Source organism: Erythrobacter sp. HA7-11 (assembly GCF_055693605.1).
The window spans coordinates 770,760-784,983 of the sequence record NZ_JBVFUF010000002.1; the positions used below are offsets into that span (position 1 = coordinate 770,760).

11 protein-coding genes and 1 pseudogene are annotated in these 14,224 nt (G+C 57.6%); 8 read left to right on the top strand and 4 right to left on the bottom strand.

Annotated elements, in window-relative coordinates:
• Nucleotides 1–193 precede the first annotated feature (193 nt).
• Both ACZ1GU_RS04000 and ACZ1GU_RS04005 read right to left on the bottom strand, forming a co-directional pair.
• A complete protein-coding gene (locus ACZ1GU_RS04000; protein ID WP_472646799.1) occupies nt 194–1,855 on the bottom strand; it encodes an amidohydrolase in 1,662 nt (553 codons plus the stop codon).
• A gap of 10 nt (nt 1,856–1,865) precedes the next feature.
• A complete protein-coding gene (locus tag ACZ1GU_RS04005) occupies nt 1,866–2,768 on the bottom strand; it encodes an NAD(P)-dependent oxidoreductase (RefSeq protein WP_472646800.1) in 903 nt (300 codons plus the stop codon).
• Between the two features lie 110 nt (nt 2,769–2,878).
• Here ACZ1GU_RS04005 and ACZ1GU_RS04010 point away from each other — a divergent pair, with 110 nt between their 5' ends.
• The 6 genes and pseudogenes from ACZ1GU_RS04010 (at nt 2,879) to ACZ1GU_RS04035 (ending at nt 11,662) form a co-directional block, all read left to right on the top strand.
• Entirely contained in the window at nt 2,879–4,144 is a 1,266-nt protein-coding gene (locus ACZ1GU_RS04010) for a threonine ammonia-lyase (protein WP_472646801.1), read from the top strand.
• Between the two features lie 257 nt (nt 4,145–4,401).
• Nucleotides 4,402–5,245: pseudogene (locus ACZ1GU_RS04015) on the top strand (arginyltransferase).
• Nucleotides 5,246–5,255: 10 nt separating this feature from the next.
• Nucleotides 5,256–5,687 (top strand): hypothetical protein, encoded by a 432-nt coding sequence (locus tag ACZ1GU_RS04020; protein ID WP_472646802.1) that lies wholly within the window; start codon nt 5,256–5,258, stop codon nt 5,685–5,687.
• Nucleotides 5,688–5,694: 7 nt separating this feature from the next.
• Entirely contained in the window at nt 5,695–7,455 is a 1,761-nt protein-coding gene (locus ACZ1GU_RS04025) for an autotransporter assembly complex protein TamA (protein ID WP_472646803.1), read from the top strand.
• Nucleotides 7,455–9,395, top strand: a complete 1,941-nt coding sequence (locus ACZ1GU_RS04030) for a translocation/assembly module TamB domain-containing protein (RefSeq protein ID WP_472646804.1) — start codon at nt 7,455–7,457, stop codon at nt 9,393–9,395. Before ACZ1GU_RS04025 ends, ACZ1GU_RS04030 begins: the two co-directional genes overlap by 1 nt.
• Nucleotides 9,396–10,057: 662 nt before the next feature.
• A complete protein-coding gene (locus ACZ1GU_RS04035; RefSeq protein WP_472648709.1) occupies nt 10,058–11,662 on the top strand; it encodes a translocation/assembly module TamB domain-containing protein in 1,605 nt (534 codons plus the stop codon).
• Nucleotides 11,663–11,668: 6 nt separating this feature from the next.
• Here the strand turns inward: ACZ1GU_RS04035 and ACZ1GU_RS04040 are convergent, their stop codons facing one another.
• Complete coding sequence (locus tag ACZ1GU_RS04040; RefSeq protein WP_472646805.1) at nt 11,669–12,304, bottom strand: lysozyme; 636 nt, start codon at nt 12,302–12,304, stop codon at nt 11,669–11,671.
• Nucleotides 12,301–13,050: a hypothetical protein gene (locus ACZ1GU_RS04045; protein WP_472646806.1), complete on the bottom strand. Its 750-nt coding sequence runs from the start codon at nt 13,048–13,050 to the stop codon at nt 12,301–12,303. Before ACZ1GU_RS04045 ends, ACZ1GU_RS04040 begins: the two co-directional genes overlap by 4 nt.
• Nucleotides 13,051–13,236: 186 nt before the next feature.
• On the opposite strand from ACZ1GU_RS04045, the gene ACZ1GU_RS04050 reads away from it, so the two are divergent.
• Together ACZ1GU_RS04050 and ACZ1GU_RS04055 are read left to right on the top strand one after the other, a co-directional pair.
• Entirely contained in the window at nt 13,237–13,446 is a 210-nt protein-coding gene (locus ACZ1GU_RS04050; protein ID WP_472646807.1) for a helix-turn-helix transcriptional regulator, read from the top strand.
• A 5-nt stretch (nt 13,447–13,451) separates the two neighbouring features.
• Nucleotides 13,452–14,147 carry a hypothetical protein gene (locus ACZ1GU_RS04055; RefSeq protein ID WP_472646808.1) on the top strand — a complete coding sequence of 232 codons (696 nt, stop codon included), beginning with the start codon at nt 13,452–13,454 and terminating at the stop codon, nt 14,145–14,147.
• Nucleotides 14,148–14,224 lie beyond the last annotated feature (77 nt).

Consider the following 14,224-nt stretch of genomic DNA (forward strand, 5'->3'; position numbering starts at 1 on the left):
GACGCACTGCACAAACTAGTTTTGTTGCAACCGCGCAATCAAGACTCGTCCGAGCAGATAAACAAAAACCGATTCGAACCTTTCGCGTGGTTAGGCCCAACAACCTTCGGATTCGAAGGCGCCACGCCTATGTGGTCTATAGGGTTAATAATTCATGACGATCCGTTCGCAAGGCGAAGTAGTTCACAAGAACCTAGGGTGCGGTGACCCGTTCGCCGCCAATCCAAACTCCGACAATTTCGGTTGTACGAATGTCCGCAGGTGAAGCGATTAGCGGATCGCGATCGACAAAAATAAAGTCGGCGCGCTCCCCTTGACCAATCGGCCAAACCGGTACGTCGGCAAAGCCTGCGAAAGCAGCATCCGCTGTAAAAGCTTTGAGAGCTTGTTCACGGCTGACGGTCTCTTGTGCCCTCCAGCCACCGAATGGCTCGCCATCCGCATCAGTCCGGCTGATCGCAACGGCGAAGCCAGCGAATGCGTTTGCGGGTTCAACCGGCGCATCGGATCCGAAGGCGAGCTTTCCACCGACATTTAAAATGCTGCGCCAAGCGTAGGCACCACCCAATCGGTTCGGACCCAGCCGGGCCTCTGCCATCGTTCGGTCGGACGTTTGGTGGAGAGGCTGCATTGAAGAAACAATCCCGTATTGCCCGAATATGGGCAGGTCTGCCGGATCAGCAATTTGGGCGTGCTCAATACGCCAGCGTCGATCACCCGTGTAGCTCTCATTGAGTTCAGCGATCGCGGCCAGCACATCCGCATTGGCTGCATCACCGATTGCGTGCACCGCTGGCTGGAAATTGTCGAGCGCAGCCCTGCTCATAAGGTTGCGGAGCTGAGCCTGCGACAGTAGCGGCAGTCCGGTTGTCCCGGGTTCGTCAGAGTAGGGCTCCTTCAGGGTCGCCCCACGCGAACCGAGCGCCCCGTCGAGATACAGTTTGACCCCGCCCATTCGCAATCTGTCATCGTACAGCCAAGGGGTCGGCCCCGGACCGCCGATCAGCTCCATGGTCTGCACGCTATCGGCGTACGACATAATGCGCAGCTTGAGCGTGCCATTGTCACCAGCCCGACGGAAAGTGTGCCAATGCTCGATCTTCGTGCCCATATCGGCAACGGCTGTGATGCCATTGGCGAAGAGAATCTCTTGGGCTTTGCGCAGCGCGAGATCGCTATCTTCCGGGCGCGGGGCGGGCACAACTTTATTGATATACTCCTCTGCAGCGTCAACAAATACGCCTTGCGGTTCACGGCTACCGGGCTTGCGGATGATCCGTCCGCCTGACGGATCGGTCGATGCGGCGGTGACACCGGCGGTTTCCATCGCCTTTGTGTTGGCCCAGCTAGCATGGCCATCAACGCGCTGTAGCCAAACCGGACGGTCTGACACGACTGCATCCAATTCCTCAGCGGTTGGGAAGCGTCCAAGCCCCCACTTTTCCTGGTTCCAGCCGCGACCTAGGATCCAGGGACGGCCAGGGTTCTCGGCGGCGAACTCGGCAATCTTGGCAAGAGCGTCTTCGAGCGAGGTGGTTTCTGACAGATCCAGCGTGAGTGCGCCGAATCCGATGCCCATGACATGGACATGCGCATCGATCATTCCAGGCAGCATCACGCGTCCCTCGCCGTCAATCGCAAACTCGACATCACTGGGGCGATCTTCGCCGCGCTCGACGATATCGGTAATAACGCCATCGTCGTTGAAAACTAGGCCGACGAAGCGTTCGACGTCGCCGCTCTCTCCGATGGTGATGCCATCAACATTGTAGACCAGAGTGTCGGCATGAGCGGGTGAAGCGACTGCGGCGGACAGCGCGGCACCCGCGCAAAGAGTGGCAAGTTTGCGGATCATCTCAAAGTCCCTAACCCTGTTTGCTTTGCGGCAGGCGGGTGATGAGCGCGCTCGTATCAAGCCGCCCTCCGCCCTGATTTTGCACATCGGCGTAGAATTGATCGACCAGCGCGCTCACTGGCGAAGACAGGCCGAGGCGCTTCGTCTCTTCGAGCGCATACCCCAAGTCCTTGCGCATCCAGTCGATCGCGAAGCCGAAGTCGAAACTGTCCGCGGCCATCGTTGCCCAGCGATTGTCCATCTGCCAGCTTTGCGCTGCGCCGCCTGAGATCGCCTGGTAGGTCTTGTCCATGTCGAGCCCCGCCGCGTCAGCTAAGCGGATGCCTTCTGACAGACCGGCGAGAACGCCAGCGATGCACATCTGGTTGACCATTTTAGCTGTTTGTCCTGCTCCGACATCGCCGACACGCACAATCGATTTGGCATAGCAATCCATTACCGGAGCTGCTCGAGCGAGTGCTTCTTCGCTGCCGCCACACATAATTGCCAGTTGCCCGTTTTCCGCGCCAGCTTGCCCCCCAGACACGGGTGCATCGACAAATTCAATCTGGCTTTCAGCAGCCTTTGAGGCTAATTCGCGTGCCATCTTCGCCGATACAGTTGTGTGATCGACGAGCAGAGTGCCGGATCGCATCGCAGAAAGTACGCCATTTTCGGCCATTGTAACGCTTGCCAGGTCTTCATCATTGCCAACGCAGATGAAGACTATCTCCGCATCTTCGGCGGCGTCAGCGGGGGTCGCGGCAAAATTGACGTCCAAGGCTTCATTCGCCCAAGTGTCGCGCCATTTCTGGGCGCGTTTTGCTGAGCGATTAAAGGCTGTGACTATATGTCCTGCTCGGGCCAGATGCCCGGCTATCGGTCCGCCCATGACGCCAAGGCCGATAAAGGCGACAGATTTGGAATTGCTCATGGGTCAAAGCCCTAATGGCTATTATTCGCCCCGCCAAGCCAGTGAATTCGTCTGCTCTCAAGCTAAGTTCATTGCCCTAATCAGCGCAAAGCCGTAACCGCACCTGCGTTATGACCGTTGAATCCGCATCACCACAGCCTGTCCCCAACGCTTCAAAAGGCGCTGCCGACCTTACTATTGACGATGTGCGGGCAGCAGCCGCGCGGATTGAAGGTGCTGTGGTCAAGACGCCGATGATGCACTCGATAACCTTGTCAGAGATTACCGGCGCGGAAATCTGGCTGAAGTTCGAAAACTTGCAGTTCACAGCTGCCTATAAAGAACGCGGGGCGCTCAATGCTCTGCTCCAGCTCAGCGACGAACAGCGCCAGCGCGGTGTGATTGCAGCCTCGGCTGGCAATCATTCACAAGGCCTCTCATATCACGGCACTCGTCTTGGCGTGCCGGTGACCATCGTGATGCCGCGCACCACACCGACGGTGAAGGTGATGCAAACCGAAAGCGTCGGCGGCAACGTCGTGCTCGAAGGCGAAACCTTCGATGATGCGAATGCTCATGCGCGCAAGCTCGAAGCGGAAATGGGGCTGACCTTTGTCCACCCGTTTGATGATCCGCATGTCGCAGCCGGACAGGGCACGGTTGCGCTCGAAATGCTCGCGCAAAAGGCTGACTTCGATTGCCTGGTCACGCCAATCGGCGGTGGCGGCTTGATTTCGGGCATGGCGACTGTGGCGAACGCGATCAATCCTCAGATCGAAATGGTCGGGGTGCAAGCGAGCCTGTTCCCTAGCATGTATGCGCGGATCAAGGGCGAAGACCGGGTTTGCGGCGGCGACACCTTGGCCGAGGGAATCGCGGTGAAGCTGCCCGGCGAGTTTACCAGCAAAGTGATCGCTGAGCGGGTCAATGACATTCTGTTGGTGGACGAGCCCGCGCTCGAAAAAGCGGTGTCGCTGCTGCTCCAGATTGAAAAAACGGTAGTTGAGGGTGCTGGCTCTGCTGGCCTTGCTGCTGTCTTGCAGAACCCTGAACGTTTTGCCGGCAAATCAGTCGGTCTGGTGCTGTGCGGCGGCAACATTGACACGCGTCTGCTCGCCAATGTTCTGCTGCGTGACTTGGCTCGGCAGGGCAGGCTCGCAAGACTGCGAGTAACCCTGCAAGACCGCCCTGGCGCTTTGTTCAAAGTGATGCGCCTGTTTGACGCGCATAACGTTAACATTATCGAGATCTACCATCAGCGTATCTTCACGACGCTGCCCGCGAAAGGCCTCATAACGGACATTGAATGCGAGGCGCGCGATGCCGACCAATTGAACGCTTTGGTCGAAGCTTTGCGAGATGCTGGCTATACGATTTCCGTCGCTGAACTGGCCTAAGTCTCTCATTGAAGGGCAAATTTCCGGATTGCTCTAACGAGCCTGCGTGGCAGCGAGATTTAATCCAGTTTGGTCGGAACTGGAATTCCGCTCCGTGCATTGATACTCTACGTATGCGCCGAGATGTGCATAGTAAGGCTTTGTTCACTCTGTTTCATGGTTAAGAGTCTTTTACTCGTCCTACCAAGCAGGCATAAGATTGCCTTAACGCAGCGCCCTCGCTGATTCCTTTTAGTGAAAGGTAACAAGGCAAACCCGTGACGGCTCCGATACGCTTCCCCCGGTTTTTCGTGACAAGTCCTGCTCCATGCCCATATCTTCCGGGCAAAAGCGAGCGTAAAGTCTTCACGGAGCTAAAGGGCGGTCATGCGGATCAGCTGAATGAGGCGCTTGGGCGGATCGGTTTTCGCCGCAGCCAGACGGTCGCTTACCGGCCAAGCTGCCATGATTGCCAAGCCTGTGTTTCAGTCCGCGTCGTCGCCAATGAATTCAAGCCATCCAGCACACAAAAGCGCTTGCTTAAGCGCAACAAGGATGTCGTGGTTACCGAGTGCCGCCCGTGGGCAACTGACGAGCAATTCGAACTGCTCACCAAATATCTCAACGCGCGTCACCCCGATGGCGGCATGGCGGCAATGGATGAACTCGATTATGCCGACATGGTCGAGCATACGCCGGTTACCAGCTATCTTGTGGAGTATCGCGAGCCTAGCGTCGATGGCGAGCCGGGGAAGCTAATTGGCGCTTGTTTGACCGATCGTCAGGGCGATGGCCTTTCGATGATCTACAGTTTTTATGACCCGGATCATGGAACGCGCGCGGGTTTGGGGAATTATATAATTCTCGATCATATTCAACGGGCTGCGGTACGAAGGGTTGCCATATGTTTACCTCGGCTACTGGGTGGCAGGCTCCCCGAGGATGCAATACAAGGTGCGTTATCGACCACTTGAACGCCTTACCCGAGATGGCTGGCAACGTATGCCAGACGAAGAGCAAAACGCTCTCATCGCAGCGGCAACCGCACCGCGTAGCCAATCCGCTGCTATGCCTGCCGCGAGCGGGAAAGATGGTCAGCCCGTCAAGCTCCCGGCGGACTAGCCAAAATTCCTTGCGCACTTTCTGGCTGAGCGTCGCAGCTAGCAGCGCGGCTTTTGCTGCCCCGCTTCATGCGCAAGACCAAGGTTCGGATCCCGCGCAGCCAGTCGAGCAAGCAGAGCTATCCGATCCTGATCCAGCAGAAGCTGAAGTTCCTTCGGTACCAGAGCGATCTCTGGACCTTGATGACCTGATCCCAGACAGCGCGGTCGAAGATCCGGAAAGTTGGGCCGTTCAAGGCGCCCCTGCGCAGCCCACGGAAGGGGAGATTGCACAAGAGGCACCAATCAGCGCCTCCCAAGATGCGATTGACCTTCAACTCGAAGAGTTTGAACTGGCTTTGCCCGAGCCCTTGGAGTCCGATCCAGAGGTCGAGGCGCTGGCTGAAATCGATGCGCCGGACCTGATTGATCTACCCGAATTGGCGCCTGAGCAGAATCAGTGACGAACTGGTGCTTGCGTTTCCTGCCGATCGCGAGAATTTTCCCGAGGGCACCGACTTCGTCACCCGTTTCAAAGCCCTGTCGGCGGTGCAGCAGCTTGATACAGATGACGACTCGATCGCTCAGCTTGCGGCGCGGGCGCGGGCCGACCAGGAATTGCTCGAAGACCTGCTTCGCAATTACGGATACCATGACGGGCAAGTCATACGGCAGATCAGCGGTCGCCGCGTCGGGGAAGAAGTCGCTGAAATTGATCCGGGGGTGCGCTTTGATATCCTTCCGGGCATCCGATACGAATTTGGCGCGATTGATTTAGGGGCACTCGACAGCGCGCCTGATTACCCCAACTTGCGCTCAGCTTTCGGAATTGAGCGTGGCCAGCCGCTCAACAACGATCGGATCGTTGAGCAAGTCGCCTCGCTCGACACCGCGCTGGGCGAGCAAGGCTATCCTTTTGCCGAGATTGATGAGCCCGAACTGTTGATCGATCATGATCGCCGTGAGGGTGATCTCAATCTTCCGGTGCAGCCGGGCGGGAAATATGTCTTCGGCGAAGTGAACAGCAGCCTGCCGAAGTTTTTGTCCGGCCGCCATCTTGCCCGAATCGCTCGGTTTGAGCCAGGCGATACCTATCAGCGTAGCCTTGAATTTGATTTGCGCCGAGCGGTGACTGCCACCGGGCTTGTGTCTGCGGTGACAATCACGCCGCGCGAAGTAACCCCGCCGCAGGGCGATGAACCCGGCGTGGTCGCGATGGATGTGGGGCTGGAAAAGGCAAAATTGCGGACCATCGCAGGCGCGATCGGTTTTGGCTCCGAAGATGGGCTAAAGGTGGAGGCGAGTTGGCAGCATCGAAACCTCTTCCCTCCCGAAGGGGCTTTGACCGCACGTGCGATCGTAGGAACGCGCGAGCGTCTCGCCAGCCTCAGCTACAAGCGCAGCAACTTCCGCGCGCGCGACCAGGTGCTCACAATCGACGCGTATGCCAGCGATATTGAGACCGAAGCGGTTGATGCGCGCACCATCGCACTTCGCGGCACCTTTGAGCGGCTATCCAACCTGCTCTTCCAGAAACCGTTCAGCTGGGCGGTCGGAAGCGAATTCCTGCTGTCTAGCGAACGCAACCAAGGCGTGGGCGGCGTTGAAGCTCCTCGGCAAGACTTCACGATTGCTGGTTTCTTCTCTCGCGCGACGATTGATGGCAGCGATGATCTGCTCGACCCAACATCGGGTTTTCGTCTTACCGGTGCACTCGCCCCGGAGGTTTCGCGCAGCGAAGGCGTGACGAGCTTCTATTTCCGCAGCGAAGTGGACGCGACTTACTATAAATCCATCGGATCGACAGTGCTGGCAGGCCGAGGCCGATTGGCGACGATCCAGGGGGCTGACACAGATGTTATTGCTCCGTCACGCAGGCTCTATGCCGGCGGCGGCGGTTCGGTGCGTGGCTACGGCTTTCAAGCCATCGGCCCCCGCGACCCGGTAACCGGTGAGCCTACAGGCGGGCGCTCATTGGTCGAGTTGGCGATCGAGGCGCGCATTCAGACCGGCTTCTTCGATGGCGCATTGGAAGTTGTGCCATTTGTCGATGCCGGGTCTGTGTCAACCGGAGGAACGCCCGACTTTGGCCTGATCCGCGTCGGCGCAGGTCTGGGCGTGCGCTACAAGACTGGCTTTGGCCCGATCCGGCTGGATGTCGGCGTGCCGCTCAATCCGAATGAATTCGATAGCCCGGTGGTCGTGTATGTTAGCCTGGGGCAAGCGTTCTGATGAGCGAAGAGGCCGCATCATCGGAAGGTGAAAGCCCTCCCAGAAAGCGGAAGCGTCGCTGGGCCAAGCGGCTTGGCTGGGTTCTGGCCATATTGTTGCTCCCCGTGCTGTTAGTGGGAGCGTTCCTAAGCACCTCGATAGGCAAGCGGTTCGTAGCGGACCAAATTGCGCAGGTTGCGCCGGCTTCCGGACTGCGGTTCGAGGTAGGGCGCATTGACGGCGACATTTACGGGCAGGCCACACTGAACGATGTCACACTGTACGATCCGCAAGGCGAATTCTTGAGAATTCCGGAGGTCGAACTCGATTGGAACCCGCTCGCCTGGCTGTGGAGCGGGCTCGATATTCGCGAATTGACCGCACGACGGGGCACACTATTGCGCCTGCCGGAATTGTTGCCGGGTGATCCTGACGCGCCGATTCTGCCGGACTTTGACATCCGCATCGACACGTTTGCGATTGAAGAATTGACCCTTGCGCCGGGTTTGGTCGGCGAAGATGCGCAGCGGGTCAATTTGACTTCTCGCGTCGATATTCGCGCCAACCGCGCGTTTATTGAGGCCGATGGCAAACTCGGAGAAATCGACAGTCTCTCCTTGTTACTCGACGCTATGCCTGACGGAGACCGGTTCGACCTGGAATTCGACTACTCCGCTCCGGAGGGCGGCGTAATTGCTACATTGGCGGGCCTTGATGAGGGGTACCGCGCGCAGATTACTGGCGATGGGACATGGACCGAATGGCTTGGCTACGGCCTCGTTACGAGCAGTTCAGCGCAAGATGACGAAGTTGAACGTGTGGCGGGCTTCCAATTGGCGAACCGCGCGGGTGAGTACAGTCTTCTGGGCCAAATTGCCTCGCCTGTGGAAGGTAATGGCTTAACCGCGCGAGCTCTGGGTGAAGCGGTGTCCTTGGCAGCGATCGGTACACTTGAAGAGAGCACTTTTGACGGGAAGGTTACCGCGGTAACCGCGTCTTTGTTCGCCCGAGGGGAAGGCGAAGTCGACCTAGCCGGAAATGCCTTCGATGGCTTCTCAATTGATGCAGTGCTGCGCGATCCTGCGCTATTCGGGCAGTCGCTCACGCTCGCGGATACCAGACTTTTTGCCACGCTTGATGGTCCGTTCCGCGATTTAGCAGCGGCGCACGAGCTTTCCATTGGCCGGCTCACATCGGGCGAGATTGAGCTCGCTTTGCTGCAGCAGGCGGGCACGGCCCGCTACGATGGGGCAGGGTGGTCTGTGCCGCTCAATGTCTCAAGCGGCCAAGTGACCAGCGGGATTGCATCGATTGATCCTTACCTGGCCAATGGCACATTGAACGGAGTTCTTGATTGGCGCGCAAACCGGCTAAGCAGCGATGATCTAAAGGTTTCGTTCGGGCAGATCGCTGCCAATCTGACCTTGCGCGGCGATACAGCAGCTGGAGCCTATGCGATCGCTGGACCGGTCGCAGGGCGCGGTCTAGCGCTTGAGGATATTGGCACTGCCAATGCGACCGCAAAAATATTGTTCAAGCTCGCGGCAAACGCACCGTGGAGCTTGCGAGCGAATTTCGTAGGCGATCTTGCAAGTATCTCAAACGAGACTGTGGCCAATGTTGCTGGTGGTCCGATCAAGCTGCGAGGCGGATTGTCTGTCGGCGGGAATTCACCCTTGGCAATCAATGCGCTGTCGGCTGAGAGCGCGAACCTGACTTTGAACGCTGACGGTACCGCGTGGTCGACGGGCGCACGACGCTGGTCGGATCGGGCAGGCATAGCGAATACGGCCCGTTTGATATCGACGCGACATTTGCTGTCGATGGCCCAAGGGCTGTTCTTGTCTTCGCAGATCCCTTACCAGCCGCTGGTCTTTCGGATGTTCGCGTCGCGATTGCCCCCAGCGACAATGGCTTTGCAATCGATACCGAAGGCGGCTCGCTTCTTGGCCCGTTCGTAGGTTCCTTGGGTCTGGCATTGCCCGGCAATGCGCCCGCGCAAATCGACATCAACACTTTGCGGGTATGGCGCACCGATGTGACCGGAGCTTTGACACTCGAGGAAAACGGAGTGCGCGGGCAGCTTTCGCTCAGTGGAGGTGGATTATCAGGCCGGATAGGTTTGGCTCCGGAAGGTCCGGCGCAAGGTTTTGCCGCCGATCTAACCGCGAACAATGCGTCGTTTGGCGGCGATGTTCCCATCGCTCTCGACAGTGCATCGATCACCGCACGCGGCGCGTTTGCTGAGGGTGCCAACCAAGCACAAGCAGACATAGCCGGCGAAGGCTTGCGATATGGCGGGCTTTACATCGCCCGTTTCGCTGCAGACGCCGACATCACCAACGGCAGCGGGAATGTTACTGCTTCGATTGCCGGACGACGCAGCGACCGCTTCGCGCTGAAGTTCGACGGCGATTTTGAACCCAATCGCATCGCGGTTTTGGCGCGGGGCGAGTTTGCAGGGCGGGCAATCACAATGCCGCGCCGGGCGGTGCTCACCTCTTCGCAAGGCAGCGAGGGATGGCGCTTGGCCCCGACGCAAATCGGCTTTGGGCGCGGCTATGCGATTTTGGAAGGCGCGCTTGGCGGAGCGGAAACGGCCATTGAAGCTAAGCTAGCCAACATGCCGCTCTCGCTCGCTGATCTGGCAGTCGCAGATCTTGGCTTTGGCGGGGTGATTTCGGGTCTGGTCAATTACCGCCAGGTGGGGGCAGCTGCGCCGAGCGCAAACGCCAAGATCAGGATCGAGAATTTTACGCGATCAGGACTGGTCTTATCATCGCGTCCGGTAAACTTGCTGGCTGTCTTCGACCTTACCCCCTCAAGGCTTGATGGCGGTGCGGTCCTTCGCGATCAGGGCAATCGGTTGGGTAAGGTAAAGGGGACAATCACCGGCCTTCCGTCGGGCAGCGATCTCATCTCTCGCCTACAGCGCGGAAGGCTTGCTGCGAATATCAACTATGATGGCCCGGCGGAATCTGTGTGGAGGTTGGCGGGGATCGAGACCTTTGATCTCACAGGCCCGGCAAGCATCTCCTCACGAGTAACTGGCACATTGCTTGATCCGGTATTTAACGGACGTGTTTCAAGCGACAATCTGCGCGTTCAAAGCGCATTGTCAGGGACAGATATCGGCAATGTTGCGGTTCGCGGGCGTTTTGCTGGATCGCGGCTGGAATTGACCCGGTTTGCAGGGACGACCTCGGGCGATGGCACTGTCACTGGCAGCGGTACTGTAAATTTTGCTGGTCTACGGTCAGGACGTGCGCCGCAAATTGATCTGCGCGCAGCGGTCAACAGGGCACGTCTGCTCAATGCCAACGGTTTGTCCGCGACGCTAACTGGACCCTTGCGGATCGTTTCTGATGGGCGTGGCGGAACCATTGCAGGGAAGTTGCGCATCAACCGGGCGAGCTGGGTGCTGGGCGTTGCCGCCGACGACTTGGCATTGCCCAACATTCGCACGCGTGAGGTCAATACCCCGCGCGACGCCATGCCAAGAGCTGCTTCTGCGTCATCCTGGCGTTACCTTGTGAATGCGAGTGGTGGCAGCCGGATCGAGGTTGATGGGCTTGGCCTCGATAGCGAATGGGGGGCTGACATTGTCTTGCGGGGAACGACCAGTGACCCTCGCATAGGAGGGCAGGCGAATCTCGTGCGCGGCGCATACAGCTTTGCCGGTACACGCTTTGAACTGACCCGTGGCCGGATCGCTTTTGATGCCAATCAGCCGATCAATCCGCGCCTCGATATCGCTGCAGAATCCGAAAGCGATGGCATTGATGTAACGGTGGCCATTACGGGCAATTCCGAAGCGCCCCAGATCGCGTTCGATTCAAACCCTCAGCTCCCCGAAGAAGAAATTCTTAGCCGGCTGCTCTTTGGTGGCTCGGTCACTTCGTTGTCCGCGACTGATGCGTTACAATTGGGAGCGGCCTTAGCGAGTTTGCGCGGAGGCGGCGGGGTCGATCCGGTTAGCCGCTTGCGCAATGCCATTGGCCTTGATCAGCTACGTATCGTCAGTGCCGACCCGGCGCTCAATCGCGGAACTGGAGTTGCGCTGGGCAAGAATTTAGGTCGCCGCGTCTATGTCGAGATTATCACCGATGGGCGTGGCTACAGCGCGACAAGCGTAGAATACCGGATCACGCGGTGGCTTTCGCTTCTTGGAAGCGTTTCGACGATCGGGCGACAGAGTGTCGTTGCAGAAATCAGTCGCGATTACTGATTTCAGTCAGGAGGCATATAGGCGGGCTTCGGCTGCGCGCCTGCGCACCAGCCCTTTAAGCACGCGCCCGCCTGCCTTGTTCCAACGAGCAAACTCTCGGGCCGCCCCCTCGAAATCACCCGCAATATGCTTCTTGGTCAAAGTCGCTCGCGCAATCGCGCCGGTGTTGTAGTGGAAGCTGACCATTGCATCGAACTGGGCCTGTGTGGTTGGCGCGTTTCCGAGCGCGCGTGAGACACCGTCTCCATAGCGGACAAGATCTTGTTCCAGCCGCTCGTCGCATTGTGCTTGGGTCCAAACGCTGTCGCGATCGACACCGCGCCCGGTTGCTCCCCAGCCGATTGTCCAAGGGTCAGCGCCGGTCCCTGGATCAGGATAGGCTTCGACAAGTCCGTCAGTCCGCAACCGCGCGCAGCCTTCAAACCTCTTGATCAGCGCAATTCCCGCCTCTCCGATGCGACTAGGTTGATCGGTTGATCTGACAATTGCAGCCGACACGCTCGTTCGAGGCAGTTGCTCGCAAACCTCATCATCGCCCTCCATGCAATCGATCGCGCGGTCGATTTGGTCGACTTCGGCTTGGCGAATGCCACGACCCAGAATTGCTCGCAGCGCTTTAAAAATTGGCTTTCGCGTGTTCATATCTGCAACTCCAAATCCATTTTTTTCTTCATGACGGCGCTGAACAATGAAGACTCTGTCAGGATGGCACCAAGTTCCAATGCCGCGTCGCGCGTCATCGGATAGACCAATTTGTTCTCTTCCAGAGGGGTGCGAATGCTCACAGCGAGCAGGCCAATCGGCTGCCCATCAAGGTTGCGCAAAGGACACGCGACAGACGCTCTGAGATTGCCGGCAATAAGAAATGCCTTCAATTCCTCATCTTCATAATCATCAACATTTCGCGCGATGCATTGGGGCACATCGCTCGCGAGCATGTAGTCGAGTGTGTGCCGCAGAGCAGTCAACGGAAGGGGGCGGTTGCGAATGCCTGTCCTTTCCGTACGAATGTCCATGCTTTCGAACACATCAATTATACCGACGACCTGCTCAGATTGGTCGATGTCAAACACAAGCGCGCGAATGACTGCACGGCTGGATGATGATCGCCGCCTGAGATGAAGCAAGCGAGCGCGAATTAGCTCGTCAACTTTGACAGCCTTGGCGCGCGCCAATCTTTCGCGCTCTTCATCAACGACTTGGCGAGAATACTCGCGGTCGGTCTGCGCTTCGTACAAACTGATCAGTGAAGGCGCTTGCCAAGCCGCAAACATGATCACCAGAAAAAGGGCGAGAAGGGGGAGGGCGATCGCTGCCCTGCGGGGATGCTTGTCAATTAGCGCGACGCTGCGATCAAGCAGGCCAAGATAGGTGTCGGTTTCAGGCAAATCGGGCGCCTCGTCGCAGGTGCGGAAGAAGAGGCAGACGTATTAGGCAGAAATTATCCGAGTAGGAAAATGGTTTGTGTTTCGTGGGGCGTGCAAAACGGGAATTGTAAAGAGCTCTTGACTGACAAGAGGTCTTTACAGTAAAGAGGTCTTTACAGGCACGAATCGCCAACGAGGAATTGAAGGTTGAAAAACCGATTGAAAGAACATCGTGAAACGCACGGCTGGAGCCAGGGAGAGCTGGCAAAGCGCTTGGGTGTGTCACGGCAGACGATCAATGCGGTTGAGACCGACAAATACGATCCTTCCCTGCCGCTCGCGCTGCGCATGGCGAAGCTGTTCGGCGTGAATTTGCCCGACTTGTTTATTGATGACTGGGAGCCAGAGGTACAGTGACTGCTATGACCAAAGATCAAACTGAAATTGTTGAACCAGGGCTGGCCCGCCGTACTTGGGACTTCTTTAAAATGCCCTTACTCGTCGGCTTCATCGTCGGCGTTTCATTCTCGCTGATCCGGAGGGCGATGGGTTGGGATGTCGGACAGTGGATTGAAGGTCTTTCCCTCACTGGACTATTCGAACCTTCGATAATCACTGCACTCACGGTTGGAGGGTTGATGGTTTTTATCAGCCTCTTTGTAGGTGCAGGCGCATTCTTTCCCAACTACGGGATCAGAGCGAAGATGTTTGCTGATCGCGAAGACTGGGAGGATCAGCGCAACCTATTTCGAACAAGTGCGATTGGATGCTTTGGTTGGGGAGGGCTTATGATCTTGCTCGCTCTAGTAGAGCCGCTTTCATTGTCGCTCACGCCATTGCTGTCGGTCTTGCTTCTCCTTTGCTTGGCTTTTCTCGGGTATTCTTGCTGGATGATGTTGCGCGGGTTTGATGAACTTTGGGACGATGTGCACCGTCTGATGTGCGTCTGGGCATTCTATGGTGTGTTCGTCGTCGGAGGCATTTGGTCCGTGCTCGCACACCTCAATCTGATCCCAGCTCTGACACCTCTCGACTGGATTTCTCTATTGACGATATCGTCATTGGTTGGATCGGTGATCGCCAATGGACAGCGCGGTCTCTTGCAGGATCAATTCTGACTCAAGCACCTCGTGCTCTCTGCAATCAAAAAAAGGCCGCCCGGTTTCCCGAGCGGCCTTTTCTATTGTCCTACCGC

Bases quoted from the DNA above. Each gene is read 5' to 3' on its own strand.
- ACZ1GU_RS04000 (WP_472646799.1), bottom strand. From the start codon at position 1,855: ATGATCCGCAAACTTGCCACTCTTTGCGCGGGTGCCGCGCTGTCCGCC.
- ACZ1GU_RS04005 (WP_472646800.1), bottom strand. From the start codon at position 2,768: ATGAGCAATTCCAAATCTGTCGCCTTTATCGGCCTTGGCGTCATGGGC.
- ACZ1GU_RS04010 (WP_472646801.1), top strand. From the start codon at position 2,879: ATGACCGTTGAATCCGCATCACCACAGCCTGTCCCCAACGCTTCAAAA.
- ACZ1GU_RS04030 (WP_472646804.1), top strand. From the start codon at position 7,455: ATGAGCGAAGAGGCCGCATCATCGGAAGGTGAAAGCCCTCCCAGAAAG.
- ACZ1GU_RS04035 (WP_472648709.1), top strand. From the start codon at position 10,058: ATGCCGCTCTCGCTCGCTGATCTGGCAGTCGCAGATCTTGGCTTTGGC.
- ACZ1GU_RS04040 (WP_472646805.1), bottom strand. From the start codon at position 12,304: ATGAACACGCGAAAGCCAATTTTTAAAGCGCTGCGAGCAATTCTGGGT.
- ACZ1GU_RS04055 (WP_472646808.1), top strand. From the start codon at position 13,452: ATGACCAAAGATCAAACTGAAATTGTTGAACCAGGGCTGGCCCGCCGT.